General features: G+C 68.3%; 21 protein-coding genes, 1 tRNA gene and 1 pseudogene. 14 read left to right on the forward strand and 9 right to left on the reverse strand.

Annotation, left to right across the window (positions count from 1 at the left end; translation table 11 throughout):
- Nucleotides 1–43 precede the first annotated feature (43 nt).
- Nucleotides 44–817 (reverse strand): IS21-like element helper ATPase IstB, encoded by a 774-nt coding sequence (gene istB / locus Pla133_RS01715; protein WP_145061753.1) that lies wholly within the window; start codon nt 815–817, stop codon nt 44–46.
- Complete coding sequence (gene istA / locus Pla133_RS01720) at nt 814–2442, reverse strand: IS21 family transposase (RefSeq protein ID WP_145061410.1); 1629 nt, start codon at nt 2440–2442, stop codon at nt 814–816. The genes istB and istA overlap by 4 nt, the downstream gene beginning before the upstream one ends.
- Before the next feature lie 110 nt (nt 2443–2552).
- Between istA and Pla133_RS01725 the strand changes: the two are divergent.
- Nucleotides 2553–3086: pseudogene (locus Pla133_RS01725) on the forward strand (DUF3427 domain-containing protein); the annotation flags it as partial.
- Nucleotides 3087–3260: 174 nt separating this feature from the next.
- Here the strand turns inward: Pla133_RS01725 and qatD are convergent.
- The 5 genes from qatD to Pla133_RS01750 all read right to left on the reverse strand — a co-directional run bounded on the left by qatD (nt 3261) and on the right by Pla133_RS01750 (nt 7991).
- The gene (gene qatD / locus Pla133_RS01730) at nt 3261–4037 is read right to left on the reverse strand and encodes a Qat anti-phage system TatD family nuclease QatD (protein ID WP_145061757.1); all 777 of its coding nucleotides are present in this window, start codon (nt 4035–4037) and stop codon (nt 3261–3263) included.
- Nucleotides 4031–5347: a Qat anti-phage system QueC-like protein QatC gene (gene qatC / locus Pla133_RS01735; RefSeq protein WP_419192026.1), complete on the reverse strand. Its 1317-nt coding sequence runs from the start codon at nt 5345–5347 to the stop codon at nt 4031–4033. The genes qatD and qatC overlap by 7 nt, the downstream gene beginning before the upstream one ends.
- Nucleotides 5344–5871: a hypothetical protein gene (locus tag Pla133_RS01740; RefSeq protein WP_145061761.1), complete on the reverse strand. Its 528-nt coding sequence runs from the start codon at nt 5869–5871 to the stop codon at nt 5344–5346. The genes qatC and Pla133_RS01740 overlap by 4 nt, the downstream gene beginning before the upstream one ends.
- A 243-nt stretch (nt 5872–6114) precedes the next feature.
- Nucleotides 6115–7899 carry a KAP family P-loop NTPase fold protein gene (locus tag Pla133_RS01745; RefSeq protein WP_145061764.1) on the reverse strand — a complete coding sequence of 595 codons (1785 nt, stop codon included), beginning with the start codon at nt 7897–7899 and terminating at the stop codon, nt 6115–6117.
- Between the two features lie 15 nt (nt 7900–7914).
- Nucleotides 7915–7991 (reverse strand) — tRNA-Arg (locus tag Pla133_RS01750).
- Between the two features lie 717 nt (nt 7992–8708).
- Here Pla133_RS01750 and Pla133_RS01755 point away from each other — a divergent pair.
- The 3 genes from Pla133_RS01755 (at nt 8709) to Pla133_RS01765 (ending at nt 10746) form a co-directional block, all read left to right on the forward strand.
- Nucleotides 8709–9161, forward strand: a complete 453-nt coding sequence (locus tag Pla133_RS01755; RefSeq protein WP_145061766.1) for a hypothetical protein — start codon at nt 8709–8711, stop codon at nt 9159–9161.
- A 923-nt stretch (nt 9162–10084) separates the two neighbouring features.
- Nucleotides 10085–10393, forward strand: a complete 309-nt coding sequence (locus Pla133_RS01760; RefSeq protein WP_145061768.1) for a nucleotidyltransferase family protein — start codon at nt 10085–10087, stop codon at nt 10391–10393.
- A 101-nt stretch (nt 10394–10494) separates the two neighbouring features.
- The gene (locus Pla133_RS01765) at nt 10495–10746 is read left to right on the forward strand and encodes a HepT-like ribonuclease domain-containing protein (RefSeq protein WP_419192027.1); all 252 of its coding nucleotides are present in this window, start codon (nt 10495–10497) and stop codon (nt 10744–10746) included.
- A gap of 136 nt (nt 10747–10882) precedes the next feature.
- Here the strand turns inward: Pla133_RS01765 and Pla133_RS01770 are convergent, their stop codons facing one another.
- Complete coding sequence (locus tag Pla133_RS01770; protein WP_145061771.1) at nt 10883–11818, reverse strand: tyrosine-type recombinase/integrase; 936 nt, start codon at nt 11816–11818, stop codon at nt 10883–10885.
- A 409-nt stretch (nt 11819–12227) separates the two neighbouring features.
- On the opposite strand from Pla133_RS01770, the gene Pla133_RS01775 reads away from it, so the two are divergent.
- The 9 genes from Pla133_RS01775 to Pla133_RS01815 all read left to right on the forward strand — a co-directional run bounded on the left by Pla133_RS01775 (nt 12228) and on the right by Pla133_RS01815 (nt 23556).
- Nucleotides 12228–13145, forward strand: a complete 918-nt coding sequence (locus Pla133_RS01775; protein ID WP_145061772.1) for a hypothetical protein — start codon at nt 12228–12230, stop codon at nt 13143–13145.
- Nucleotides 13130–13987, forward strand: coding sequence for a hypothetical protein (locus Pla133_RS01780; RefSeq protein WP_145061774.1), 858 nt, complete (start codon nt 13130–13132; stop codon nt 13985–13987). Before Pla133_RS01775 ends, Pla133_RS01780 begins: the two co-directional genes overlap by 16 nt.
- A 674-nt stretch (nt 13988–14661) precedes the next feature.
- Nucleotides 14662–15696, forward strand: coding sequence for a HipA N-terminal domain-containing protein (locus Pla133_RS01785; protein WP_419192028.1), 1035 nt, complete (start codon nt 14662–14664; stop codon nt 15694–15696).
- The gene (locus tag Pla133_RS01790; protein WP_419192029.1) at nt 15599–15946 is read left to right on the forward strand and encodes a HipA domain-containing protein; all 348 of its coding nucleotides are present in this window, start codon (nt 15599–15601) and stop codon (nt 15944–15946) included. The genes Pla133_RS01785 and Pla133_RS01790 overlap by 98 nt, the downstream gene beginning before the upstream one ends.
- A gap of 555 nt (nt 15947–16501) precedes the next feature.
- Nucleotides 16502–17203, forward strand: coding sequence for a hypothetical protein (locus Pla133_RS01795; protein ID WP_145061780.1), 702 nt, complete (start codon nt 16502–16504; stop codon nt 17201–17203).
- Nucleotides 17200–18105 carry a hypothetical protein gene (locus tag Pla133_RS01800; RefSeq protein ID WP_145061782.1) on the forward strand — a complete coding sequence of 302 codons (906 nt, stop codon included), beginning with the start codon at nt 17200–17202 and terminating at the stop codon, nt 18103–18105. Before Pla133_RS01795 ends, Pla133_RS01800 begins: the two co-directional genes overlap by 4 nt.
- A 259-nt stretch (nt 18106–18364) precedes the next feature.
- Complete coding sequence (locus tag Pla133_RS01805) at nt 18365–18787, forward strand: hypothetical protein (RefSeq protein WP_145061784.1); 423 nt, start codon at nt 18365–18367, stop codon at nt 18785–18787.
- Between the two features lie 292 nt (nt 18788–19079).
- Nucleotides 19080–22400 (forward strand): hypothetical protein, encoded by a 3321-nt coding sequence (locus Pla133_RS01810; RefSeq protein WP_145061786.1) that lies wholly within the window; start codon nt 19080–19082, stop codon nt 22398–22400.
- 61 nt (nt 22401–22461) lie between these two features.
- Complete coding sequence (locus Pla133_RS01815) at nt 22462–23556, forward strand: NADH:flavin oxidoreductase (RefSeq protein WP_145061788.1); 1095 nt, start codon at nt 22462–22464, stop codon at nt 23554–23556.
- A gap of 156 nt (nt 23557–23712) precedes the next feature.
- On the opposite strand, the gene Pla133_RS01820 is transcribed toward Pla133_RS01815, so the two are convergent.
- Nucleotides 23713–24480 carry a hypothetical protein gene (locus Pla133_RS01820; protein ID WP_145061790.1) on the reverse strand — a complete coding sequence of 256 codons (768 nt, stop codon included), beginning with the start codon at nt 24478–24480 and terminating at the stop codon, nt 23713–23715.
- Nucleotides 24481–24687: 207 nt separating this feature from the next.
- Between Pla133_RS01820 and Pla133_RS01825 the strand changes: the two genes are divergently transcribed.
- The gene (locus tag Pla133_RS01825; protein ID WP_145061792.1) at nt 24688–25155 is read left to right on the forward strand and encodes a YdeI/OmpD-associated family protein; all 468 of its coding nucleotides are present in this window, start codon (nt 24688–24690) and stop codon (nt 25153–25155) included.
- The last annotated feature ends 205 nt before the right edge of the window (nt 25156–25360 follow it).

Here is a 25360-nt window from a genome sequence, read left to right on the forward strand (position 1 = left end):
CGGCCAGTTGGAGCGACCGGGACGGGTGTCGGTTTAGCGGATTTCAGTCGTTCAAGGCAAGCACGGGTTGATCCGTTCTTGCGCTGGCCCGCTTCTGAGTGCGCCAGCTCTTGGGTCCACACTTCAGGACGTGCGCGTGGTGCAGCAGCCGATCGAGCAGTGCTGTGACAGCCGCGGTGTCTCCGAGGAGCTTGCCCCAGTCGTCGACAGGCCGGTTCGAGGTCAGGATGGTGCTGGTCCGCTCGTAGCGCCGGATGATGAGCTCGAGCAGATCCTCGGCCGCGGTATGCGGCAGCTTGCGCATGCCCAGGTCGTCGACGATGAGCAGTGGGACCTTCTCCATCTTGGCCAGGTACTCGCTGCGGGCGCCGTCGAGCGTCGCGTCGGCCATCTCCTCGATCAGGACGTGGGCCTCGCGGTAGGCGACGGCCCAGCCTTGCAAGATCGCAGCCTGCCCGATCGCCTGGGCGAGATGGCTCTTGCCGGTGCCGGGGGGGCCCAGGAAGAGAGCGTCCTCAGCCTTCGAGACGAAGCGAGCGGTCGCGAGGTCGAAGACCAGCCGGCGATTCATCTTCTTGTTGAAGTCGAAGTCGAAGTCGTCGAGCCTTCGATCCGCATCTCGGAAGCGGGCGTACTTGATGCGGCGCTCGATCAGTCGATCCCCTCGCCGCTCGAGCTCGTCCGAGACGAGCTGGGAGAGGAAGTCGATCGGAGGCATGCGCTCGGTCTGGGCTTCGAGCAGTCGTGTCTCCAGGGTGTTAGCCATGCCCGAGAGCCGCAGCTTCCTCAGGGCCTTGTCGATCTCGATCCTGTTCATTGGGTTCCGGTTTCGGTTCTGGAGTCGATCAGGTCGCGGTACAGCGAGAGTTCGCGGATCAGCGGATCCACCTGCCGCAGCGAGAGCGGCGCCGGTGGCTTGCGGTCGATCCACTTCTTGACGAAGCGGTAGTTGGGAGCGCCGACCTCGAGGGCGACGGCGCACGCCTTCTCGATCGGTGCGTCGCCGTACTTCTTTACGAGGGACAGCACGCCCTGGATCTGGCGCACGCCGCCCTGCTCGCGCCTCTTGTGGATCTCCTCGCACAGCGCGCCCACGGACGCACCCGCGCCGCGAGACCTGGCAAGCAGTTGCAGCGTCGTGACAGGCGTCTTCGCCGGACGATCCGACGGATGGACCGAGCGCCATCCTCGAGGCTTCTTGCGATGCTCGCGCAGGAGCTCGCCGGTCCCGAGGTCGAGCAGACGCACCCAGTTACCGCTCCACTGCACCGCGACCTCGCGACCGATCCAGCCGGGCGGCGCTCCGTAGTAAGCGGCATCGACTTCGACGCAGCCGTCCAGGTGGACCGTGCGTGCGCCGTACTGGAAGTAGCCAAAGGGCTCGACTGGCAGTGCTTGCAGCGTCGGCTGCTCCTCGGCAAACATCGCGGCGACCTGACGCTTGGTCGTACCGTGGATGCGCGTGTCGGCCCAGCGTTCCGTCCAGCGATCGAGATGAGCCTGAGCGTCCTTCAAGCTCTCGAAGCGCATCCCCTTGAGCGCCGTGTCCTGGGCGTAGCCGACTGAGCGCTCGACCTTGCCCTTGCGATCGGGATGCCGCACGCGCGCAGGCAGCGCGACGACGCCGTAGTGCGCGAGCATGTCGCGGTATAGCGGGTTCAGATCGGGGTCGTACACGTCGGGCTTCAGCACGCCTTCCTTCAGGTTGTCGAGCACGACCGTCCTCGTCGTGCCGCCGAGACGGCGGAAGGCGTCTTCGTGCAGCTCGCACCACGTCTGCGAGCTCGACTTGAAGCACAAGAGCCAAACCGCCTTGCGGCTGCACCCGAGCGTCAGCGCGAAGAGCCGTGTCCGGCGGTACTTGCCCGTCTCGGGGTGACGCACCATCGGGCCCGTGCCGTAGTCCACCTGTGCTTCCTCGCCCGCCGCGGTCACGATCGTGGGGTGGGCTTCGCGAGCGACGCTGCCCCGTAGCTTGTGCACGAAGCGCCGTACGCTCTGGTAGCCGGCCTCGAAGCCGTGCTCGTCCACCAGCTCCTGCCAGATCGATTTCGCATTACGGCCCCTCGCCACAGCCGCTTCGATCTGCTCGCGGAAGGCCTCGCACCGGCTCGCCATCGGACTCCAGCCTGGAGCCGGCGCCCGCTCGAGGTCGGTGGTCACCTGACTGGCCGCTCTTGGATCCGGCCCGGGGTCGGTGATCGGGTAACTGGCCGCATTTGAATCGGCCTCGGAGTCGGTGGTCGGGCAACCGGCCGCATTTGAATCGGCCTCCAGGCGCCGCTGACGCCGCCCCCGGACTTCGATCCCGGCCGCCTTCAGATGACGGCTCACCGTCTCACGACGCACCCCCGTCGCATCCTCGATGCGCCTCATCGACCAGCCCAGCCGGCCCAGTGCTCGGATCTGCTCTTGCTTCTCGTGCTTCAAGACGTTGCCCATCCGGCACGAAGAGCACACGCCCTCCTGCCGCGTCAACGTCCCGGGATCACCCCTTCAACTGGCCGCTTTTGACCCGATCACTACTGGCCGGTTTTGGGTGATCCCCAAGGCTCCGGCAGCTCCTCGACGTCCTGCGAGCCCAGGTGGACCACATCCACGTTCCCCTGAGCACCCACCCGGAAGCCCCGCTCCAGGTCCACGCCCGCTACACCCGCGTCGAGCTCCAGGCCGCCTTCGGCATCGGCGGGGACGGCGCGACGGTGGCCGCGTGGCAGACAGGCGTGCGCTGGGTTCCCGAGGCCAAGGCCGACCTCCTCGCCTTCACCCTCGACAAGACGAGCGGTGGGTTCTCTCCGACCACCCGGTACAAGGACTACGCGATCAGCCCGAGCCTGATCCACTGGGAGAGCCAGGGAGTTGTTCGCGCCGATTCGGACACCGGCATGCGGTATCAAGGCCACGAGAGGCTCGGGACGACGGTGCTTCTCTTCGCTCGACTGCGCGCCGATGATCGTGCTTTCTGGTTCCTCGGCACGGGCACCTATGTTGGCCACGAATCAGAACGCCCCATGCAGGTCACATGGCGGCTGACGCATCCGCTGCCAGGTGACCTGTTCGCATCGTTTGCGGCAGCTGTCGCTTAGCCGGCGGGGCGTCAATAGGCTGTGCGGTTCCCGCGTCCCTACTCTCATTGCGAAACCCAGAGCCTATTCCGAGTAGGGGGCCGGCGGAATTTGAGACCACGACCCGCCGATTTAGGATGAGGGGGCTCTGCGGTCGAAAGTGGTGGCGGGGCCAAGGGCTTGGCCGGTTCAGGGCTAGGAGCGGTAGCGAGGCGGTAGCGGAGCACTGACCTCGTGCATCCGACCACGGATCACGGCGGCCCCCTCGTCCATCCGCGCGGTGACAACGTCGGCCGGCTCGCCCCACATCTCCGCGACGCCTGCCTGCACTTCGCGAGCACCCGTGGGCTGGAGCGGTTGCCCGGAGGTGTCACGGGCGAAGGGTCCGTCCGTCTCGGGGAGCACCCGGTCACGCGGCATTCGCTCGATCAGCCCGCGCCCGCGCTTGCTCCTCAGCATCGCGGGGCCCACGGAGAACCAGCAGCCGATCTCCACCGCCAACTGAAGCTCCTTCAGGCTGCCGGAGAACCAGTGGAGGATCGGCGTCCCGGCGTCGGGGAACGCCTGGAGTCGTGCTGCCACCTCCCCAGCGGCGCGGCGAGAGTGGATCGAGAGCACGCGCCCCCCTGCCCTCGTGGCCGACGCGAGCACCGCGTCAAATAGCCTGGTCTGCGTGGGCCAGGATTGCCTCAGCTCGGGGGTCCCGTCCAGGCCAACCTCGCCGACAAACTCGGCAGCGGGGACCAGGCTCTCCATGAGGCCGAGTTCACTCGCGCGCTCGCCGGCGAGCTGCGGGTGCAGGCCGAGGCCAGTGTGCACGCCAGGTATCCCGGACCCTAGTGCTGACGTGCCGCGCCAGGCGCTGGGCGTCGTCGTCACCGACAGCACGAGGCATTCTTCGCTGCGCAGCGATCCCGCAACGATCGCCGGCTCTCGGTACAGGTCCAGGTGGCAGTGACAGTCGATCAGCACTTGAGCCCCTGACTACGAAGGAAGGATGCCACCTCGCCCAGCCCTCGCCGGCTCACGTCCACCATGAGGTCGCGTGTCGCCGCATCTTCCGGAAGTGGACCGCCCAGCATCACTGCTCGGCGCAGCGGCGTTCTTCGGCCATTCGAGCAGGCGATCATCATGGCTAGCACGTCGTCCCTGCCCGTTGGTTCCGAAAGGGCACGGCAAAGGTCTTTGTACCTGTAACCCTTCTTCGTGGTGTCCGCTATCCCGGCATGGTGGAACGCGGCTCGACGGAAGATGCAGGGGACGCACTTGCCGCACTGGATAGCCTTGCGCTGGAGCTTTCCGCACGAGATGGTCGAGCCGGCGGCGGTCGAAAGGGCTGCGGAATCCTTGCAACCCGCAACCATCTCTCCCTTGGTGGCGAACTGGTAGGGATTGCCGAGCTTCACGGGCGCGCCAACGGAGTCCAGCAGCTCTTGCAACGCACGAAGGAGGTACGGGTGCGTGGTCCTGGTGCTGAGTGACCCGATTCGCCGCGAGGTGAGGGGCGCGTTCAGGGAGATGGGGCCGTTCTCCGGAATCACGAGGTCAATGGACGTCCTGCCCACGTCTGCGGCGACCGCAGACGCCGCAACCACGCCAAGCCCGATGAAGCCAAGGCTGCGCGTGCGCATCGACACGTCCCTCGTGAAACCCCTCGGCGTTGTCGGAGCAGGGTTGAGCGCGAACTGCGGCGCCAGCGCGCCGACGTGCCGCCTCACCGCAGTCTGAGCCTGCTTGTCGAGTCTTCCTGCACTGCTCACGAGCAGGGGAGCCCGGCCCCCCGCGATCAAGTCAATCGCGCCGATCGTGCTGTCGAGCCCACCCGAGAAGAGGCATGCGGAGTCCCTGTCCCGCAGGTCGAGAACCCGGTTGCGCTTCCTCCGCCGACGCGGCTTGGGCGCATCCTGCCCACCGTCCGTAAACGACAAGCTCCAGGAGTCCCCGGACAAGAAGGCGAAGGCACGCTCTAGGTCCGCGACCAGCTCCCGCCAGGGCTCGGGGTCGCCTAGCGCAACGTCAAGCTCGAACTCACGGGCCCAACCGTCAGCGGCATCGTTCCTTGGGACGAAGGTATCGGCGGCCACGACGCCGAGGCAGATCGTCAGGAAGTCGAGCGCCACTTGGGGAACCGGCGCGCCAAGCCGGGCGACCTCATCGACGTAGTTCCGGGCGATGGCAAGCCCGCCGGGACCTCGCTCGCCTCCGCTGTACAGCAGGACGCCGACCTCCTCCGGCGAGGCGCTGGGCATTGCCGTCTTCTCGGATCGGATGACCAGCTTCACTCTTGCACCTCCGCGTCCCATTCCTCCCAGACCTCCTTGAGCGCGTCTCGCTGGAGCTTGGCGAGGTCGTCCGCTGAGAACTGACTCACGTTATCACCAAGCAGTGGGTGCAGGTGCTTGTCGACGCTTGCCTCGACCACTTCGAACAGCTCCCCCTCGCGCTTGACGTTCACCTCGGGATCCTCGGCCTTCTCGAAGGCGTGATCAGAGTCGAGAACTACCTGCTCGAACACGACCTCGGTCAGATAGTTGAGGAGCACATCGACGAGTATGTCCTCCGACAGCCCCTCAGGCTCGAATACCTCGCTCCCCTCGAGCGCTCGCGAAAGGGCCGCTTGGAGGCCGTTGATGATCCGCTCGCGATCACCATTGCTTGGAGCAATCGCGCGAGCGATTTCCTGAATCGCGTAGTCGGTCGGTGCGCTCTTGAGCCGCGAGAGGTCAACCCCAATCGACTCCTCACCAGTGCCACCGCCACGGAGGTCGGACAGGAGGCTGACGAGGCGCCCACCAGCTCCGGTCATCGAGCCGTATCGCCTGGGACCAGTGGCGGCTCCCCCTGTTGACCGACGTGCGTAGTGGCCCAGGGCCCGGCCCAAGTGGCGCCGCTCGCCGCCTCCAACGAACCGGCCAAGAGCCGTCCGGAACTCACGGAAGCGCTGCGGGTCGGGTTTGGGCAGGGGTACGTCAGGCGTGGGGTCGGCCCACGGCGGCACGAGGGGCGACCCGGAGCCAGGCCCGGAGCTGGATGTTGACGTTCCCACTTACTACTCCGCCGTGTACCAGTCTTGGTTCTTGACCAACACGTTCATCCACCCCGGCAGCTTCCCAAATTGCAGCGACTCGATGAACTGCCGAGCCATTCGTCCGCACTCGGGCGTCTCCTCCGCCAGGATCAGCAGCCCCTTGAAGCCGTCCGGGGCCGAAGACCAATCGCTGGTCCGGCGCAGCTGCGCGGTGAGCGTGGCCATTGCTTGGGCCTTCTCCTCGTCTCCGAGTGCCTTCAATGCACCCTTCGCCCCCGGTGAGTTCTTTGACTTCACGAGCAGGAGGGTCCGAACCACCTTCTCAGCGGCCGGTGAGAGCGCGCCGTCGGCCGAGGCCAGTGGAAGCGTCTCGCGGCTCAGGTAGACCAGGGGCCTCAGGTCGGCTCCGCCGAGAGCGGGTTCGAGCCGAACCCAGTCCCTGATGAAGGGGGCATGCTGCTCGCCGAACGAATCAGCGCACATTTTGACGAGGGCCTCTTCATCCTCCTCTCCTTCAAGGTCCATCAGAATCGGTGGCGCGCCAGCGTCCGCGCTGTTGATGAGGCCGTAGAGGGCTGCGGTCGCCGCGCTGTCGGTGCAGCGCTCGAACAGCGCGACCTTGGCAATTAGCGCGGCATCAACGGGCATCTTACGGCGCTGGGCGATCTCGGACCTCATCTGCACGACGTTGAGCATGCGCTTGACCGTTCGTGGGTTGCCACCAACGTGGGACGATCGGGCCAGGAGCCTCGCCATGCGCGTGGCGATCCCAAAGCCGAGCTCAAGCTTGGCTCGGGGTTCACCAGCGACCCCCTCAAGATACCTGTCAGAGCTGAACTCGTCGGTGCTCCAGCTCTCCCGCAGCGCAACTTGGAGGTTTGCTCGAATGCCCTCGTGAACATCCCTGCCGACGGCCAGCGAGGAGAACAACAGCATCATGTAGGCCCTCACCTCGGCCACACCGAGGCGTGGCACTCTGATGGGGACCTGGATAAACTTGTCCAGGTAGTCCTTCACGTGCCTCTCCCCTAGGCGGCCGTAGTGCTCGGTGACGGCGAAACGGATCATGTCCTCGTCCGCTGCGACGATGAACGCCGTCCGGTCAACGAACAAGAACAGTCGGACCGCCTCCAGAGTGTGAATCGCGTTGGTGGGCAAGCATCGGTCGAGGTTGTCGATCGAGACCACGAGCACCTTGTCGAGATTCTCCAGAATCTCGGACAGCTCTTCACGAAACGCGGCGATCTGCTTTGGCGGAGTGACCGGCTCGCCCGGCTTCACCAGGCCACTCGCAATGTCCTTGGCAGCCTTTCCAGTCTCCTTGATCTGCCCGACATCCTCCCCCGTGCCATCCCCCGAGAACATCCTTCCCAGGGCAGCACCTCCGGCCGTGAATGCGCCCAGCGTCGGTGCGCCCATCGCGGTTGCAGCCACGTCCATCCCAAGACCAAGCACGCGGAAGTAGTTGACCCGCTTGGCAAACCTCTTGACCTTCTCGCCGAGGGGTGAACCCTCCTCGACTGCCTCGACGAGCCGCGCCGAGATTGCCTCCATGAGAGCCGCTCGGGCGTCGTCGAATCCCTGGTAGAGCCAGGCGTCGAACTCGACGTGGAGGTACCTGTCGCCTTCTCTCTCGTTCAGCTCCTTGTGGACGAGCTTGAGCAGCGATGACTTTCCCGATCCCCAGCCACCGAAGATGCCAATGGAAATTGGAAGGAGCGTTCGCTGGCGAATCAGGTTCGCAGCAAGCTCGGCGACCTCGGTGTAGTTGAGGTAGTCCTGATCGGTTTCAACGTCTGACCACATGGCGAGCAGTGGGAATGGTGCGCCCGGCGGGATTCGAACCCACGACCCCCGGTTTAGGAAACCGGTGCTCTATCCTGCTGAGCTACGGGCGCTCGGGAGGGGAGGGTACCCAATCACCGGGCGTTCGAGGAGAGGGTCGGATCGGGCCAGCGCCATCCAGGGCGGCGTTTGGGGCACGGCGTCGCCGGGCGCGGCCCGGCCGACTCGGTGGCGACTCGAGCCCGGCGCGGAGAACGGCGCGCCGGATTCGCAAGCCCTCGAGCGTGGATGCTTCGCGGTCGACCCGAGCATCGTGCGCGTCGGACCCTGCCGAGTCGTGGATGGGTTTCGCGGGGGTGGCTGGCACGGCGATTCACGGCGTCGAACCGCGCAGGGTCTGGCCCGGTTGGGAGGCCCGATCGAGTCCGGCTGTGCTTGGGTAGGTCGACCTCCATCCGGTCGCGTTCGCCGGCACGTTTTTTGGGCTCCTCGCAGGCCTCGTGGATCCATTCGAGCGGTGCATCGACCGGATGGCCGGCTCAGCCGGGGCGGAGCCCTTCTGCCGAGCAGCGATCGAGGGGGCGCGTGAGAGCGCCCGCGCACCGGTGACGGCTCGTCGACCGGGCCTTGTCGGCGCTCCTATCGGCGTCGCTTCGGACAAGGCTTCCGGTAGACTGCCCGGGTGGATCGCTCTGACTACCCGACGAGGCTCAGGGGCTTGCATGACGATGACGACGCGGATGACTACCGTCGTCTGACGCCGTCGCAGCGCGTGGCCATGGTCTGGCAGCTCACGCTCGACGCGTGGGCGTTCAAGGAAGGCTCGATCGATGAACCGCGATCACATCGACATCTTGTCCGCGTTCTCCGCGGGCGGCGTTGAGTACCTGGTCGTCGGCGCGCACGCCTTGGCTGCGCACGGTCGACCTCGGGCGACAGGTGACCTCGATCTCTGGGTGAACCCGACGCCCGGCAACGCTGCCAAAGTGTGGCGGGCCCTGGCGCAGTTCGGCGCGCCGCTCGGCCAGCTCACCGTCGAGGACCTCGTCTCGATCGATGTCGTCTACCAGATTGGGCTCCCGCCCCGCCGGATCGACGTCTTGACGTCGATCGACGGCGTCGAGTTTGGCGAGGCTTGGCGCGACCGGCTGACCGTCGAGCTCGGGGCCGTGGAGGTTCCGGTGATCAGCCGCGAACACCTGATCCGGAACAAGCGGGCCGTCGGGCGGCCGCAGGACGTGGCCGACGTCGCGTGGCTCGAGAGCGACGGCACAGACTCCTAGCCTGGTTGGCCTGCACGCCGGGTGAGTCTCGAATGCGAGTTCACTCACTCTTCATCGGCGCCAGGTCCCAGGGTATCGCGAGTTCCCGGTCGCTCAGCCGCAAGACCTTCTCCGTCGCTCGAGGGCCGGCACGAGTTCGGGCGCGCATTGGATCTCGTCCAGGACCAGCGGCATGGAGTGCCGGTCGAGAAGGAGTTCGGGCTCGGCGCGCGCGTTCTCGACGTCGACCGCAGGATCGAAGACGACCTTGCACGTCGAGCGCCCGCTGCACCTCATGGCCGCCCTCGACCTCTCCGTCGACGATCGTCCGCCGTCGCCTCTTGCGGGCCCCCGGGAAGGCTGGCGTCGCCAGCCAGCGCAGCTTGCGCCCGTCGACCACCCTTTGCTCCTTCGCCTCGGCCACGTGCGTCACGCGTCCCGCGCGGTCGCGGGTGGGGAAGACCCAACCGCAGTCGTCCTGCTGAGCTACGGGCGCTCGGCCGTCCTGCTGAGCTACGGGCGCTCGGCCCGCGAGGTTACCTGATCGGCCTGCTATCGGGGAGCGTGGGGGGGAGTGGGCGGGGCAGTTCCTGGGCCTCGGGGGCGAAGGCTGGATGATCGTGTCGAGTGGGCTGGCCGGGGTCCGGTGGTGCGAGCTCTCGAGTCCCTCGATCCGGTCCTGAACCGAGCGCGGTGGTGGCTGCCGCCGCGGAGGTGGATGGTTCGGTCGTGGCTCGAAGCGGCGGGGCGGTGGGTCGGTTGCCAGGAGCAGGTCCTCGGCCGAGAAGCGTGCGGACGCCGCCCTCCGCGCTCCACCGCTTGATGGGGAGACTTCGAGGACAGCGGCCTGGTACTCGGGTTCTCGAGGTCCCCTGACGGCGGTGTGAGGGCGGCATCCTCGGCCTGGGCGGCGACTCCGAGTGGCCGTTGTGTAGTCTGGTGGCGTGATCGATCTGCTCAGCAAGAGGCTCGAAGAGGTTCGCGCGCTCTGTCGGCGCCACCGGCTCAGGCGTCTCGACCTGTTCGGTTCCGCGGCGACGGGGCGTTTTGACCCTGCCTCCAGCGACCTCGACTTCATCGTGGAGTTCGAGGACGAAGATCCGGTTGCTCGGGCCGATGCCTTCTTCGGCCTCTTGGCCGATCTCGAGGATCTCTTCGAGCGGCGTATCGACCTGGTGGTGGAATCGGCGGTGACCAATCCCTACCTCCGTGACGAGATCGACGAGACCCGCCAGCCGCTGTTTGCTGCCTGAGGTCGCCGATGGACCGAAGAGCGAGCAAGTACCTGCACGACGTGCGATCAGCGGCACAGCGGGCACTGAGTTTCACTGCCGAATGATCGCTCGAGGACTACTTGGCGGACGCGATGATGCGCTCTGCTGTTGAGCGGCAGCTCGAGATCATCGGCGAGGCGCTCAACCAGCTCCGCAAGCACGACGACTCGATCTCGGCCGAGATCACGGACCACCGGCGGATCGTTGCGTTCCGGAACATCCTGATCCACGGGTACGCGGAAGTTGATGATCGGGTGGTCTGGGGCGTGGTTTCGACGAACCTCGAACGGCTGGTAGCGGAAGTCGACGCGCTGCTCGCGCAAAGCATGTAAGCGGTGCAGCGCTTGGCGTATGGCTGCTCTCGTGCTTGTCGGCGTGTCAGCCGCGAGAGCCCGAGCTGCTGCGCTCGTGGTTCGCAGGCTATGAGCGGTGGCCGACGGGCCGCCGCCGCAGACGCTGCGAGGTCTCCTACACGCCCGCCCGCTCCACCAAGAACCCCGCCACCCGCTCCACCTCACCCCGCAGGTGCCCGACCGACGGCCGGATGTAGCCCGCCGTCACATCCCCGCCGCCGGGCAGGGCGTGGTTCATCAGGGCCTTCAGGTCCAGCGGGTGCGTCCCGCACTCATGCGCGGCGGTGGCGAAGGTGTCGCGCAGGCGGTGGGGCGAGGGCAGCCAGCGCACCTTGCGCCCGTCGACCACCCTCTGCTCCTTCGCCTCGGCCACGTGCGTCACCCGGCCCGCGTGGTCGCGGGTGGGGAAGACCCAGCCGTCGTCGTCCTCGCCGAGGAAGGTCCCGTTGCGAGCGCGCCGCCGTGCCAGGAGCACCTCGACCGCCGACGCCACGGGCACGGTGAACGCTCGATCCTCGCCGCCCTTGGGCCGCGGCCGGTGGAGCGTTGCGCCCTCCGCAGTCCAGGCCACGTCCTCCCAACGCACCGTGCGCGCGTCCAGGCTGCGCAGACCGGTCAGCAGCAGGAACCACTGCAGGTCCCGCCGCACCTCGTTCCCGAGCCCGGCCACCCGCGTCGCCCAGGCCGGCAACTCCTCCCACGGCACCGGCTCGCGTCGCCGTCGAACGCGATTGAACGTCACGGCGATGACGGGATTGACGGCCGGCAGTCCCTCGCAGCGCCGCGCCGCCGTGTTCCAGACCGCCCGCAGCTGCTGCATGACGCGGTTGGCCAGGTACGGCCCGCTACCCCCGGTCAAGAGCTCGTGCCGCTCGGCCACCTCCATGCGCCGCAGCCCGTCGAGCCGGCGCCCGAGCCAGTCCCCCAGGTGCAGGCGCAGCTCCCCCTCGAGCGTCTCGAGCGAGCGCGCACTGCACCCCTTGGCACGCATCGCGCGCAGGTGCCACCCCACGGCCTCGCCGAGGGTCGGTGCGGGATCGGCGGCGTTCACCGATGGGGGAGACGAACGGCGCTCGCGAGGGTTACAGCGAATCCTGTCCAGGCGACCTGAGTCCGGGCGACGAGGCCGCCCTCAGCCCCCCGGTGCGTCACCTCGAGGCCAGAGAGCTCCTTGCGCCAACGCCGCGCTGAAGCGCTCCAGCCCCCAAACCTCGATCCCGGCCTCGGCCACCAAGTCCCCGTCACCAGGGTGCACCGCGTGTCGCCGCACCAACCGCGGCAGCTCCGCGAGTTGGCCGGGCGCGGGTTCCGGCGGTTGTTGAGGCTCCGCTCGGGATCAGGGGACTTCTTCAGCTCTATCTTTGTCAGAAAGGTGGACTCATTTTTTGAGAAACTCGACTCGGATTTCTGAGAAAGAGCTAGGGTCTTGCTGAGCAAGATCCGACCCCGGCTCAGCCGCCATGACCTCGAACGCCCCCGACCTCAAGCGCCTCGCCTCGCAGCTCGAGATGTACTTCCCGGACCTGGGCGCACGGGTGGATCGTGGGGGCCTGTCGTTGCGCCACGGGTCGCAGACCGTCCGAATCCCCGCCGCCGACGTCGGCCGCTGGTCCAAAGCCGAGCGAGCCGTGCGACGCGAGGAAGGCCGCTCCTACGTCGACCTCCGGTCCGGCGAAGTGTTCGCGGTCGAGCCCGGTCTGGTGCTCCTGGTCCAGGTCGACCTCACCGAGGCTCGACTCACGCCATACCAGTGCGCCGTCTTGGCCGCTGTCGTCGAGTGCCGGGACTCTGGTTGGTTCGAGGAGTCGCTCGACCGCTCTCAGGTCGAGCTTATCGAGGCGCTGCGTCTCGAGACAGGCATCGCGCTGACTGCCGTCGCGGCGAGCAACCTGCTGGCGGCCCTTCGTGCGCTGAAGATCCTCGGCCAGCACGGCCTCGATCGAGCCCAAGTCGTCGAAGCGATCGTGCGCGACTTCAGGCTTGCCGGCGTCGGGCGTGCAGCGCGCTATCCCTGGCCCCGCGGGGGGCTACGCCCGATCCTCGCGCCAGACCTGGCGGCGCGGGTTGTGGACGGCGTGTCGAAGGTGCTCATGGACGAGTCCGGCGCGATCGTCGAGCCACCCGACTACCTCGTCGCTCGCGAGGACGAGGGAGCGATCGAGGCGCTGCTCGGCAAGCCGGCAGGGACCACGGAGTCCGGGCCTATGGTCGAGCTGCGAGTCGCGACGCGCGTACCGCTCAACGTGCTCGCACCTCGCCGCGGACGACTGAGTTCCTTGCTCGGCCTCGCCGAGGGCGCGCGCAGAGACTCACCGGTGGCCCGCGAGGCCGCCCTCGAAGGCATCGAAGGATGGAGGAAGCGATGGAGATCGAGCTGAAGGGGGACGTGCCCTTGTTCGTCCACCTGGCCGAGGTCGCGTCCGCCGCACAGGAGCGCGACCTCACCCTCCACCTCGTCGGCGGAGCCGCGATGATCCTGTGGGCGGGCTCGCTCGGCACACGCCGCGAAATGACGAAGGACCTCGACTGGGCCTTGGTCTCGGACGGGCTCGGCAACGAACGACGAACGATCGAGCTCGCGCAGGAGCTCCTCGGACTCATGGCGGTCCTCGGGTTCGAGCGTCCCGAGGGCTGGCGGCAGTCCCGATCGGGCCGCTTCCAATTCGTCCATGCCGACGACCCGATCGCGGTCGAGTTCCTGTGCGGTTCGCCGTCGGTGGGGCGTCAATCGCGCCGACCGCCGGCATGGGAGTTGGCCAAACTCGACGGCGGCCCTCCGCACTTCTATGCGGCTCGGACACCCTGGATCGAATTCATCGGCGAGTGGGTCGAGGTGCGCGTACTCGTCGGGAGTCGCGACGCGCTCGTTTCAATACCTGACCTGCCATCGCTCGCGCTCCTCAAGCTCAAGGCGGTTCGGGACAAGCAGGGCCGAATCGACGCGGAGAGGGACTCGGGCCGTCTCGAGTACGAGGAGAACCGACTCCGGCGACACGGTCACGACCTGGCCGATCTTGTCAGCTGGTGCCGGCGAGACGGCAGTTTCGCTCTGCTCGCGCGGCGAGTAGGTGAGCTCGACGAGATCGGTCGGACGGCGCTCGAAGCCGACAAGTGGTTCGGGCGCCGCAGCGAGATCGTCGAGCGACTGGAGCTCGAAGGGGTCGTGCGCGCTGGCCGTGAGTTAGCGTTCGCGGCAGGGCGAAGTGGAGATTCGGAGTGAGGAGGGCTCGCCGCTCGAATGTTTCCTTGCAATTGACCGCCGCGAATCCGCGATTCGTGCCGTGCTCGCCCGCCAGTGATACTGGTCTTCGCGACGTCGAGGCGAGGCTGAACTACGCAGCTCACTCGGCTGAAGCGGACCCTCTGCGGGGATTGGTGGCCCTGGTCGTTGTTGGCGCCACAGCGATCCATCCGCCAACGCCGCGCTGAAGCGCTCTAGCCCCATACCTCGATCCCGATCCTCGGTCACCAGCTCCCGCACGCCAGGGTGCGCGACCACCCGCCGCACGAACCGCGGAAGCTCGCAGATCGCCCGCAGCCCCGTGGGCTGGCCGGGATGGAACCGGTGCCGCGACTTGACCTCGATCGTGAGGAAGTCGTCGTCGCGGCGCAGGACGAAGGCGGGGGTAGTGCATCGCCTTTCTCGAGTCGTGATCACGCAGTGCAAGATCACGGCAGTGCCGTGGGGATGCACGAGGGGATCGGCCGGCGCGCCGTCGCTCCGAGTGGACTGGCGGGCCCCTCCTGGCACATTCACCGCGCAGATCGGTGGTGCCATCTCCGTTCTGCAAGCGGGCCCCTCTGCCGATGCCCACCCTTCCGCAAAAACCGGAACTTGCTCCATTCCGGATTCTGCGGAAGCGATGGAGTTCCGGGAAAGCCGGAATCGACGCCATGCTGACCATCCCGAACCTAGAGGCCCTGGCCCAGGTCCTCCGCGACGCCCGCAAGCGCTGGACCCAGACCGAGCTCGCCCGCCGAGCCGGCTGCAGCAAGTCCATGATCAGCGAGCTCGAGACCGCAAAGGCTCGCATGCGCCTGGACCGCGTGCTCGACGTGATGGGGGCTCTCGACCTCCAGCTCCACGTCGACCAGCGTCCCCACCCGCGGGCCCCTGGGAGGAGTGAGGCCGTGGCTCGACGAAAGCGGCGCCGCCTCCGTGTGGCCATGAACGGCCTCTGGGTCGGCACGCCCGCCGAGGTCCAGAACCGCGCGCTGGAGTTCGCCTACGACGACTCCTGGCTCGCGAGCGCGGGACCCGTACCGCTGTCGCTCTCGATCCCGCTGGGCGACACCGCACGACGGGACGCCGTGGTCGAGCATGGGTTCGACAATCTGCTGCCCGACGACCGCTCGATGCGCGAGCGGATGCGATCCACGGTCGGTGCGGCTTCGACCCGCGCGGTCGACCTCTTGGCGGAGGTGGGGCGTGACTGCATCGGCGCGATCCAGCTCGTGGACGAGGACGAGACGGACGTGCCCGACGTGCGTCGCATCGACGCCGAGCCACTGTCCGACAGCCAGGTCGAGGCACTGCTCGCATCCCTGCCGCGCCGCACGCACGGCATGCTTCCTGACCGCAGTGACTTCCGCATCTCGGTCGCCGGCGCGCAGGGGAAGACCGCCCTCCTGCAGCGCGACGGCCGTTGGCACCTGCCCCTCGGCGCGACGCCGACGACCCACATCCTCAAACCCGCCATCGGACGCCTCCCGAGCGGTCTCTACCTGGCTGAAAGCGTCGAGGACGAGTGGCTGTGCTCGCGAGTCTTGCGCCCATGGACTGCCGGTGGCCGAATCGCGAATCGAGGACTTCGGCGAACGGCGGGCGCTCGTGGTCATGCGTTCCGACCGCGCGCCGTCCAAGGATGGATGTTGGATCGTCCGACAGCCCCAGGAGGACCTGCTGCAGGCCCTGGGCCTGCCGCGTGAGCAGAAGTACGAAGGGGACGGCGGCCCAGGAATCGCCGCCTGCGTCCAGCTGACACGCCGGACCACGGAGCCCGTCGAAGCGGCGGAGCGCTGCTTCACGACCCGGGTCGTCTTCTGGCTGCTCGCGGCGATCGACGGCCACGCCAAGAACCTCTCGCTCCACCTCTTCGCCCGTGGCCTCAGCTCGCCGACGCCGTCATCTCGGCCTGGCCATCCGTCGCGCGGCGCGACCTGCACGAGAAGGAGCTGAAGCTGGCGATGGCGGTCACCGGTGACAAGGACCGTCACTACCACTGGGCCGAGGTTCACCGACGCCACTGGCTCACGACGGCGCGCCGAGCACCTTTCGCCGAGGACCGTGCCGCCGAGCTCGTCGAGCGATGCCTCGCGCGCGGGCGCGAGGTCGCCGACGCGGTCGCCGTGGAGCTACCGCACCGGCTTCCCGGCCACCGTCGCGGAGCCGATCCTCGCAAGGCTGCGCGCCGCACCCGACCTGAGGCGATCGGGGTAGTAGGCATGATCCGATCGGCGGCTCGAGCGCAGGCCCTCCAGCCGTCCCCAGGGACGGCTGCGCCCCGGAGTCTTCCCGTCCGCCGTTGTCCAGGAATCACTTCGCTCACTTGCTGGGTCGAATGGTCCCCACGGCTCGATCCCGCTCCCGGCTCCAACACTTCGCCGAAGCGCCCCGATCGCCCAACTCGAACATCTTGCAACTTCGTAGACGAATCCGCTGGGCGGGTCGACAATCGCCAGCGGTTGTCATTCTCCGCGGTGCATCGCTACCGTCGAGACCCGTCGATTTCCCATGACGTCGCCCCCTCCGTCAGGTCGATCAGAAGCTGCTGCGCCGGCATTCCAGCCGACTACCGACGCGTCGTGGGTCTGGGGGCTCGCACGGCGGAGTGCGGAAGAAGCGCTGGTTCGTCTGGCGGAGCACGATTCGCTTCACCTGCAGGCGGCGACGGCGGCGCGGCTCCGGACGACCTACTTCCTGCTCGATCCGGAACGGGTCTTTCGGCGCGCCTGCTCACGCATCGCGATCGCCGCGGCGGAGATGAACGGCGACATGCCGCCGGAAGAGACCCTCGCCGACTGGTTCCACGAGCGCATCGACGAGGCCACGGGTGACGTCCTGTTGAAGGACGCCCAGGCCCTGCGCGAGGGCCTCACCCACGACGAAGACCTCTCGCACTACGACTTCTTCGTGAAGGCCTGCTTCGTGGTGCCCGAGAACAGCCTCTTCGTCTCGGTCCAGTTCAACGGCCTGCCACTCGAGTGCCGCGAGACCTTCTTTGCGCTCTTCATCGAGCACCGCACGATCGCCGAGGCCCTCGCGGCCGGCCTCGGGCCCGAGGATCGCCTGCGCCAGAATGCCCAGCGCGGCCTGGACGCTGCGGCCGGCATCAATCCCCGAGCCCCCAGCTGGCGCGAGGTGGCCGACGATACCATCGGGCCCTGGTGGGCCCAGGACGACGCCTTCGACGGCGTCCCGGAGGACTCCCGATGACCTCCCAAGCAAACGACATCAGCCCCGAGCTGCGCGAGCTGCTGGGGGACATCGGCAAGCAGCGCGAGAGCGTGTTGTTGGGCGTCACGACCGCTGATGTGGACAAGCTCGTGCGGCGGCCTGATGGTGGCGCAGTGGGCCGTTCGTCTGGCTCGATGAGCGCAGCGGAGCGTGAAGTGCTCGACACGCGACGTTTCGAATTGGCGGCGGCGCTCGCGCGCTCGGGCAAGGCGCTGGTCGCGGCGGGGGTGCCCGGGTTCGAGGACGTGGCCGTCGACGGTCCGGCCATGGTCGACCCGGTGCGCCGGGACCGGACACTCCGATTGATCGATCTGCTCGACGGTGGTGACGCTCTTTGCGGCGCCGTCGCCTCGGGGGCAGCCAATGCGTCGACGGTGGAGTACCTGTTCGCGGCATCGATTCGGCTGGTCGCGAGGCCGGATGCCCAGATTGGTCTCGCCTATGCCCTGCGAGCGCAAGGCTCCGCCGACGCAGCCGGACGAGCCTTCTCGAACCTGCTCCGCGTGGACGAGACGCCTGCCGTGCAGAGCTACGCCGCAGAAGGGCTGAACATCCTCGGCGGCGATGACGGCGATGGCGCGATCAGTCTGCGATGGCTCCGACGTGCCGCCCATCTCGCGCCCGAGCGCTTTCGGCCAGCGGCGGCGTGGGCCTTTGAGAGCATCCGCTCTGCAGATGCTGCTGAGGCGCATCGAGCGATCCAGCACCTCGCGACCTTCGACGAGAGTTACATCGACGAGGCGAAAGCCTTGATGGGCCGACGCGCCGCGGCACGAGCCACGGGTGCCCTCACGCTCAGCGACGAGGCGCGGCGCCTGGCGGCGGACCTGCAATCTGACCACAACACAATCGTCGAGGAGGTCGTCCGTGCGCTCCTTTAGTCGAGCCGTCATCGTGATACTTGCGGCCTTGGCCCTTCCGGCGGATCTATCCGCGCAGGGCGGAACCGGGGGGATTCCGGCCAAGAGGGGCAACCCCGTCCAGTCTCCTGTCGCCCGCGGCACGACCAAGGCTGGGCCCCAGACCCCCCAACCCTCGCCGCCGCCGATTCCACCCTCGGCTGTGAAGAGGAACTTCGGTCAGCCGCCCTCCGGCCCTCCTTCCGGGCGCTGACGCGCTGCACCGGCGCGGCTGCTCGGCATGCGAAGGCTCCTTCATGCGCTCGTGGTTCTGGGCCTGGCGCTCACGTCCATGAACCTGCTCGAGAGAGGTGACCATGACGCACAGTCGGAGGCGCCGGGGATCGAGTCGGCGATGACCAGCGACCTCGAATCCGATGCAACTCTGGTTTTCGAGCGCGCGACCGAGCGGCTGCGGCCAGCAGTCGAGCGGGCTTGCGAAGGCAGCCGCGCCGAGGACGGCGATCAGATCGACCGCGCTCTCGGCCACCTCGCGACCTTCGACCCGGGCCATCTGGCGGAAGCCGAGGTACTCATGAAGAACCGAATCGCAGCCCGACGCAGCGGACAGTTGGTGCTCAGCGATGGGGCCCGCCGCATCGCCGCCGAGCTGCAGACCGATAGCAACCCCATCGTCTTGGAGGTCGTCCGTGCGCTCCTTTAAGCGAGCACTGATCCTCGTCATCGCTGCCCTGGCCTGCCCCGCGGAGTTGCCGGCCCAGGGCTCGACCGGCGGCATCCCCGTCCGTGTTCATTCACCGGCCAAGTCTCCGATTCCATGCCCGTCCCCGCGGGCCGCGCACGGTGGCTCGAGTGGTCAACCCGCCAGGACCGGGGGGCAAGAGGTACCGGGCCCCGCTGGCCAGGTACCGTCGGGACCGCCGCCGGGCCATTGAGCCTTCGGCAGACGTGCCCGCGCCCGCGGCTTGCAGGTCCACGGCCCTCGACCGACCAAGATGCAGCGACTCATTGCAATCCTCGCGGTCCTCGTTGCCCTCGCGGCCGGGGTCTACTGGTTCGGGGCACGGGGCTCGTCCGATCCGGCGGGCGAGCAGAGGGGCGATGCCGCTGGGCAGGTCGAGTCCGAATCCAGTGCAGGGTCGACCAACGCAACGGAGCCGAGCGGGTCGGAAGCACCGACCGCTTCGACGACGACCCCTCGATCCCCGTCACCCATCGCTTCCGCCCGCGCCGAGCAGGGAACCGGTCGCCGCTCGGCGCAGGCCGGCCTCGAAACCCCCTTCGTCATCGACGAGTCTGGCCAAGGCATCGACGGCGCCCAGGTCATCTTCCTCGCCTGGCACGCGCGCTTCTGGGCCCACGGCGCGGGGGCCACTCTCAGCCCGACCGAAGACCTGCTCGACGAGGCCGATGTCCGCGTGACGGTCGACGGCGGCTACCTCGACGCAGCGCCCGACCTCGCCAGAGCGAACGAGGCCTGGTTCGGCCCCCTGCTCTGGGCTGCCCGACCCGGGTATCGCGCCGTGGCGGTCACCGCCGACTACCAGCAAGCCGAGTCCCTCCTGGACCAGCCGGTCGTTCTCGAGCGCGCGCCGGTGGGGCGGGTCACTGTCCTCGCGCCCGATGCCTCGCCAGTCGCCGGTGCCAACGTGGAGGTCCGGCTCCCTGCGGCGATCGTGCAGGGCGGCTTCGACATTCCGATCGTCGCCCACGCCCGCGCGCTCTTCTTCTACCGCACGGTGACGGACGAGCGCGGCACTGCCGAGCTGCCCGCCGGGCCGGGCCCGATCGGCCCGCTGCTCGACGAAGTGCTCGTGCGTGCGAGTGTCCAGGACCAAGCCTCCCCGTGGCTGCGACTGGGCCTGGGTGAATCGGGAACGGTCCAGCTCGAGTCGACCTTCTACGTCGCCGGGCAGGTTCAGGGCTGGGGCGACGCGGTCGAGGAGCACACGATCCCTCCCGCAGTCGTCGTCGATCACCGCGAATCCGACGGTTGGCTCCAGCTCGCGTCCTGCGTCCCCCGCGACGACGGCGCATTCGGGCCTATGGCTGTTCCCCACCGCGCCGGCGATTACCGCGTGCGTCTGGACGGCGAGAGCATCGAGCCCCGCGCGGCCCTCTTCGACCAGGGCACGGTCGGTGGACTCGTGCGGCTCTCCCTCGAGGCCGTGTTCGGCGCAGACCTGTGGATTCTTCTTCGCGATCTCGAAACGAACGAAGACCTACGCGACGCCCACGTCGAGCTGAGTTGGGTGGGGGAGGCGGGCCGCATCGTGCGGACCGCGGATCGCGACCACAGCTCCGATTACCCGTACTTCTTGGGCGGCGCCCTGCCGAGCGGCGTCGAGCTGGACGTCGTCGCGCGCGCGCCTTCCTACGCGCCGGCCAGGCGAACCGGGCTCGTGCTGCCGGCCGACGGCGAAGAAGCGCAGATCCTGTTGCTGCGGCCCGCCGCCAGCCTCGTCGGACGCGTCGAGGGTCTGACCATGCCTCCCGCCGAGCTGGGCCTCCTGATTCGCGGCGCCGGCGCCGACGAGCCGGTTCGGGTCGAGGTCCAACTGGACGCGGAGGGTGCCTTCGCGACGGACGAGGCCCCGGCCGGAGGATTGGATTGCGTTGCGATCCTCGCGGACGGCTCGCGCTCATCGCTGGCATCGATCGGGCCCGGCGATGAGCGGTCGGTGGTGCTCGAGTTCGGCCCTCGAGTCGTGATCGGAGGGCGGGTGGTCGACAGTCGAACCGGAGATCCTCTGGACGAGGCCAGAGTGACTCCAGTCTTGAACCTCGCCGGACGAGCGACCGCGACTCTTCCCGAGCCCGTCGTCGCTGGCCCGGGGGGCCGCTTCGAACTCGCGCTCGCGATTCCCCCGCAGGGGCGGATCGATCTGCGCGCCACGGGTCCCGGGCACACGCCACTCGTGCAACAGGTGGACCTGGTGACATCGGTCGTCGAGGTCGAGCTGCGACTGATGCCCTTGGCGGACTTCATCCTGCGGTTCGAGTCCAGCCAGGGCCACGGTCTGGCCGGCGCCGAGTTCGAAGCCACCGGCCCCACGCCCATTGCTCGGCGCACGCTCGAATCCGACGAAGTGGTGCTCGAGGGCGTCGCCTTCGGCTCCTACTTCGGCCATCTGATCGAGGCCGAGGGTGACCGCCAGCGATGGTTCTGGTTCGTCGTTCAACCGAGCGTCGATAGTCAGGCGATCCAGGTCGACGGGCCAGGGAGCCTCGAGGTGTTGCTTCCAATCCAAGAGGGTCAGCCGCCGTGGACCTGGCTCGACGTCGTCCTGACGGTGGGCGATGCGGCGGCCTTCAAAGGGCTGGAGCAGACGATTCGGGTGCCCCTCGGTCCAGGGCAAGACCGCATCGTCGTGGACGGCCTGCCCCTGGGATCCTGTCGAGTCGACCTGTGGGCCGAAGAGGCCGCCGACTCGGTTGCGAGCGGCAAGACCGCAATGACCACTACCGAGCCACACGCTGTTCTCGATCTCGATAGCGGACCCAGTCCCTTCTGGGTCAGGGTCGTCGACTCCGGCGGCGAGCCAGCCGCTGGCGTCGATGTACTCGGGCGCACTCCGCGAGGTGAGCAACACCTCTTTCGTGGAACGACCGACGCTGACGGCCTGGTGGTCTACGACGGGCCGATCGACGACCAACTCGTCCTGGATGCGGTCGCCACCGATGGAGCTTCGGCATTCGGCTTCGCCGTGGTGGCACTCGAGCGCCAGTCGGCGGCCTCGCGCGAGCGGCCCCTGACGATCGAACTGCGCGACGACGCGTCCGTCAGCATCCGACTCAGCGACCCGACGGGGCCGCAGGAGGGCGTGCAGGTGACCTTCGTCAACGTCTCCAACGTTCGGTCACTCGGAGGCACCACCGTCACCGACGCAGGCGGCGTCGCCAGGCTGGACGGCGTCGGGGCGGGCTCGGTATCTGCGCGCATCAGCGACCCGCGCTGGCTTCCGATCAATGCAATCGTCGACGCAACGGTCGACGGGGACACGGTAGATCGCGAGCTGAAACGTCCCTGTGTGCTTCGGATCCAGGTGACGCACGGTGGGAGTGCCGCGCCCGAGGCCGTCGCCATCTCCGTCCGCCAGTCCGCCTTCGGTGACTACAACCTCGAGGAGTACCCGGTCTTCGGGCTCCAGTCGACCCCCGCGGGTTTTGCGACCGGCCCCGACGGAACTCTCGAGATCACCGGCGTTCCGGAGGGCGAGGTCGAGCTCGTCGCCCGCTGGGGTGATTCGCGGGCGTCGTTCTCGGTGACGGTGGCGCCGGGCCAGGCCAACGCCGTCGAGTTGCAGTTGGACTGACGCGCTCGACTCCGCGTTGCCCGTAGAGCGGAGCACGCCCTCGCTCCCATAGACTCGGGCCATGCACACCCCGCGTGTCCTCCAGCCCTTCCGGTTTCCCCGTACCGGGCACTCCATCGCCAACCGGGTCGTGCTCGCGGCCATGACCAACAAGCAGAGTCATGCCGACGGCTCCCTCTCGGACGACGAGCTGGCCTGGCTCGCGGCGCGGGCGTCGTTCGGGATCGTCACCACCTGCGCGGCGCACGTGGCGCGCGACGGTCAGGGTTGGGATGGGGAGCTGGGCGTGTTCGACGACGCCCTGCTCCCGGGGTTGACCCGTCTCGCCGAGGCCTTGAACGCTGCGGGAACCACATCCCTCGCGCAGATCTTCCACGGCGGTGTCCGGGCCCCTTCACGGCTGACGGGCCTCCAACCCTGGAGCGCCAGTGCGTTCGAGCTGGACGCTCCGAACTTCGAGCCTCCGCGGCCGGCGACCGAGCGTGATATCGAGGGCGCCATTGCGGCCTTCGCCTCCGCCGCCGTGCGCTGCGCCGCGGCGGGCTTCGACGGCGTCGAGCTCCACGGAGCCCACGGCTACCTGATCACCCAGTTCCTCGGCACCATCACGAACACCCGCGAGGACGAATGGGGCGGCTCGCTCGAGCGCCGCGCGCGCTTCGTCCGCGAGATCCTCGCAGCCGTCAAGGCTGCCGTCCCCGACACCTTCCTGGTCGGCGTGCGCCTGTCCCCCGAGGTGCCCGACATGGGCGTCACCCTCGCCGACTCGCTCCAGGTCGCGCGCTGGCTGGTGGAGGACGGCGTCGACTTCCTGCACGTCTCCAACTGGGACAGCTTCAAGCCGCCCGCCGCGCACCCGGACTCGGATCGTCCGCTCACCACATGGTTCCGCGACGCCGTCGGGCCCGAGGTCCCCGTGATCGCCACCGGAGGGGTCTGGACGCCGGCCCAGGCCGACGAGGTCCTCGCGCACGGAGCCGACATGATCGGGCTCGCGCGCGCCGCGATCGGGCACGCCCGCTGGCCGCTCGACGCCGCGACCCCGGGCTGGGAGCCGCAGCGCCCGCCCTATACCGCCGACCACCTGCGCGCGAACGCCCTGGGTGAGGCGTTCATCGACTACATGCGGCGCTGGCCCGACTTCGTGCGGTCGTAGGGGCGGGTCAGGACTACGGCGAGCGCCAACGGCGCTCACCCTCGAGGGCTACCGGAATCTGCGCCCGGTGCCTGCCGTTTGGACTCGACCGGGCGCGGATCTCGAACGCTGGGCACCGTGAGGTTCGTCGTCCCAGCTGTGCGCTGCGCCCTGGGGCTACAGCACGATCTCGAGGCCGTGGCTCAGCGCGAACCCCGCACTCTGTAGCGGATCGTCGAACGCCGCCTGGGCGAAGATCGACACCCCCGCCAACGCGGGTCCAGCGGTGTAGGCCAGGGACGCCTGGCCCGCGCCATCGGCGAGACTCGGAACCAGAACCGCGGTGCCGAGGTCGACGTACAAGGTCCCGCCCAGGAGCGGCGTCGCGCCAGCGGCCGTCGACACGGCGAACAGCCCGATCGCTCCACTGGGCGCTCCGGCCGCGTCGATGGTCGAGGGCAGCCCGCTCCCGCCACTACCGACCAGGGTCATGACGTTCGCTGTTGCGCCGGTGTCGTCGAGCTCGCCGTACGGCTTGAACGAGGCGTTCGGGTTCAAGAAGGGTCCGTAGGTCAGCTGGCACCCGAACTTGTTCGGCGATCCCGAGAAGGCGTGGCGCAGGTAGAAGACCGGGAGCTGCGGATTCACGTCGAAGTCGAAGGGGGTGGTGTTCGCAAGCACGCCAACGCAGCCATTCCAGCCGCCGGCAGTGCCCCATGAGAAAGTCCCCGAGGGGCTACTGGTGATGATGAAGCCGCTGGAGGCGCAGGGGAAGGCAATGAGGTCGAAGCTGCCGTGGACGATCTTCAGGCAGAATGACTTCGGACCGCCGGGGGTGTACGCCACCGACACGCCCGTGATCTTGTCGCAGCTGAAGAATTGGGCGTTGGCGGGCAGGGCCGTCGCTGCGAGGAGCAGTGCAGCGGGGACGATTCGCTCGAGCATGGTTGTTCTCCAGGTTGAGAGACTGAGGCATTGCACCGTCGCGCGAGGCCCGCGACGGTGGTCGATCCTACGGCTTCGCGCGCTGCGGTCGGCCCCGCGACCCGGTGCCGCGACCCGGTGCCGCGACCCGGTGCCGCGACCCGGTGCCCCAGGAGCACGCCCAGATCGCCATTCCCGCCGCGCTGTGCTCCAATCGCAGCACCAGCCATGCACCACTTCGAGTCCGAGCTCGTGGCCGGGGAGAAGGCGCCCTACGACACCTGGACCTTCGTCGTCGTGCCCGACGCGATCTATCGGGAGCTCGGGCGGGCGCGCGCGCCGGTGCGCGGCACGATCGGGGGCGTCCCGTTCCTCGGGACGGTCAGCCGCAGCGGTGGCGTGCCGCGCCTGTTGGTCCGCTCCGAGCTGCTCGGTCGAATCGGGGCCTCCCGGGGAGACAGCGTCGACGTTCAGCTCGAGCTCGACCCCGAGCCGCGCACGGTCGAGGTGCCGCCGGAGCTCGAAGCGGTCTTCGACGAGGACCGGCAGGTCGCCGAGCTCTACTCGAAGATGTCTCCGTCCATGCGAGGCGCCTGGGCCACCTACGTCGGCGAGGCGAAGCGGCCCGAGACGCGCCAGCGGCGTGCAGAGAAGGCGCGCGAAGGCATCCGGGACAAGCTCTACCCGAACCAGTAGTTGGCGCCGGTCGCGCCTCGGTGCCGTCCGTGCCGCTCCACCTCCACGGTGTGCGGCACGGGATGTGGGTCGTCAGCAAGGGGGGACGACGACCGCCGCGCTCTGGGGGAGGCGCGAGTTGGCGTTCGGAGCGGCAGGGGGCGCTCACCCACCAAGACGTAGTCCGTACCCTTCGGAGCCGCGCAAGCTGCCGATTCATCGGGAC

This window comes from Engelhardtia mirabilis (assembly GCF_007748095.1).
In the GTDB taxonomy this organism is placed as follows: Bacteria; Planctomycetota; UBA1135; order UBA1135.

Coding starts and splice junctions, on each gene's coding strand:
- istB (WP_145061753.1), bottom strand. CDS start 817: ATGAACAGGATCGAGATCGACAAGGCCCTGAGGAAGCTGCGGCTCTCG.
- istA (WP_145061410.1), bottom strand. CDS start 2,442: ATGGGCAACGTCTTGAAGCACGAGAAGCAAGAGCAGATCCGAGCACTG.
- Pla133_RS01740 (WP_145061761.1), bottom strand. CDS start 5,871: ATGACCGGAGCTGGTGGGCGCCTCGTCAGCCTCCTGTCCGACCTCCGT.
- Pla133_RS01745 (WP_145061764.1), bottom strand. CDS start 7,899: ATGTGGTCAGACGTTGAAACCGATCAGGACTACCTCAACTACACCGAG.
- Pla133_RS01755 (WP_145061766.1), top strand. CDS start 8,709: ATGAACCGCGATCACATCGACATCTTGTCCGCGTTCTCCGCGGGCGGC.
- Pla133_RS01775 (WP_145061772.1), top strand. CDS start 12,228: ATGACCTCGAACGCCCCCGACCTCAAGCGCCTCGCCTCGCAGCTCGAG.
- Pla133_RS01780 (WP_145061774.1), top strand. CDS start 13,130: ATGGAGATCGAGCTGAAGGGGGACGTGCCCTTGTTCGTCCACCTGGCC.
- Pla133_RS01785 (WP_419192028.1), top strand. CDS start 14,662: ATGCTGACCATCCCGAACCTAGAGGCCCTGGCCCAGGTCCTCCGCGAC.
- Pla133_RS01795 (WP_145061780.1), top strand. CDS start 16,502: ATGACGTCGCCCCCTCCGTCAGGTCGATCAGAAGCTGCTGCGCCGGCA.
- Pla133_RS01800 (WP_145061782.1), top strand. CDS start 17,200: ATGACCTCCCAAGCAAACGACATCAGCCCCGAGCTGCGCGAGCTGCTG.
- Pla133_RS01805 (WP_145061784.1), top strand. CDS start 18,365: ATGCGAAGGCTCCTTCATGCGCTCGTGGTTCTGGGCCTGGCGCTCACG.
- Pla133_RS01810 (WP_145061786.1), top strand. CDS start 19,080: ATGCAGCGACTCATTGCAATCCTCGCGGTCCTCGTTGCCCTCGCGGCC.
- Pla133_RS01815 (WP_145061788.1), top strand. CDS start 22,462: ATGCACACCCCGCGTGTCCTCCAGCCCTTCCGGTTTCCCCGTACCGGG.
- Pla133_RS01820 (WP_145061790.1), bottom strand. CDS start 24,480: ATGCTCGAGCGAATCGTCCCCGCTGCACTGCTCCTCGCAGCGACGGCC.
- Pla133_RS01825 (WP_145061792.1), top strand. CDS start 24,688: ATGCACCACTTCGAGTCCGAGCTCGTGGCCGGGGAGAAGGCGCCCTAC.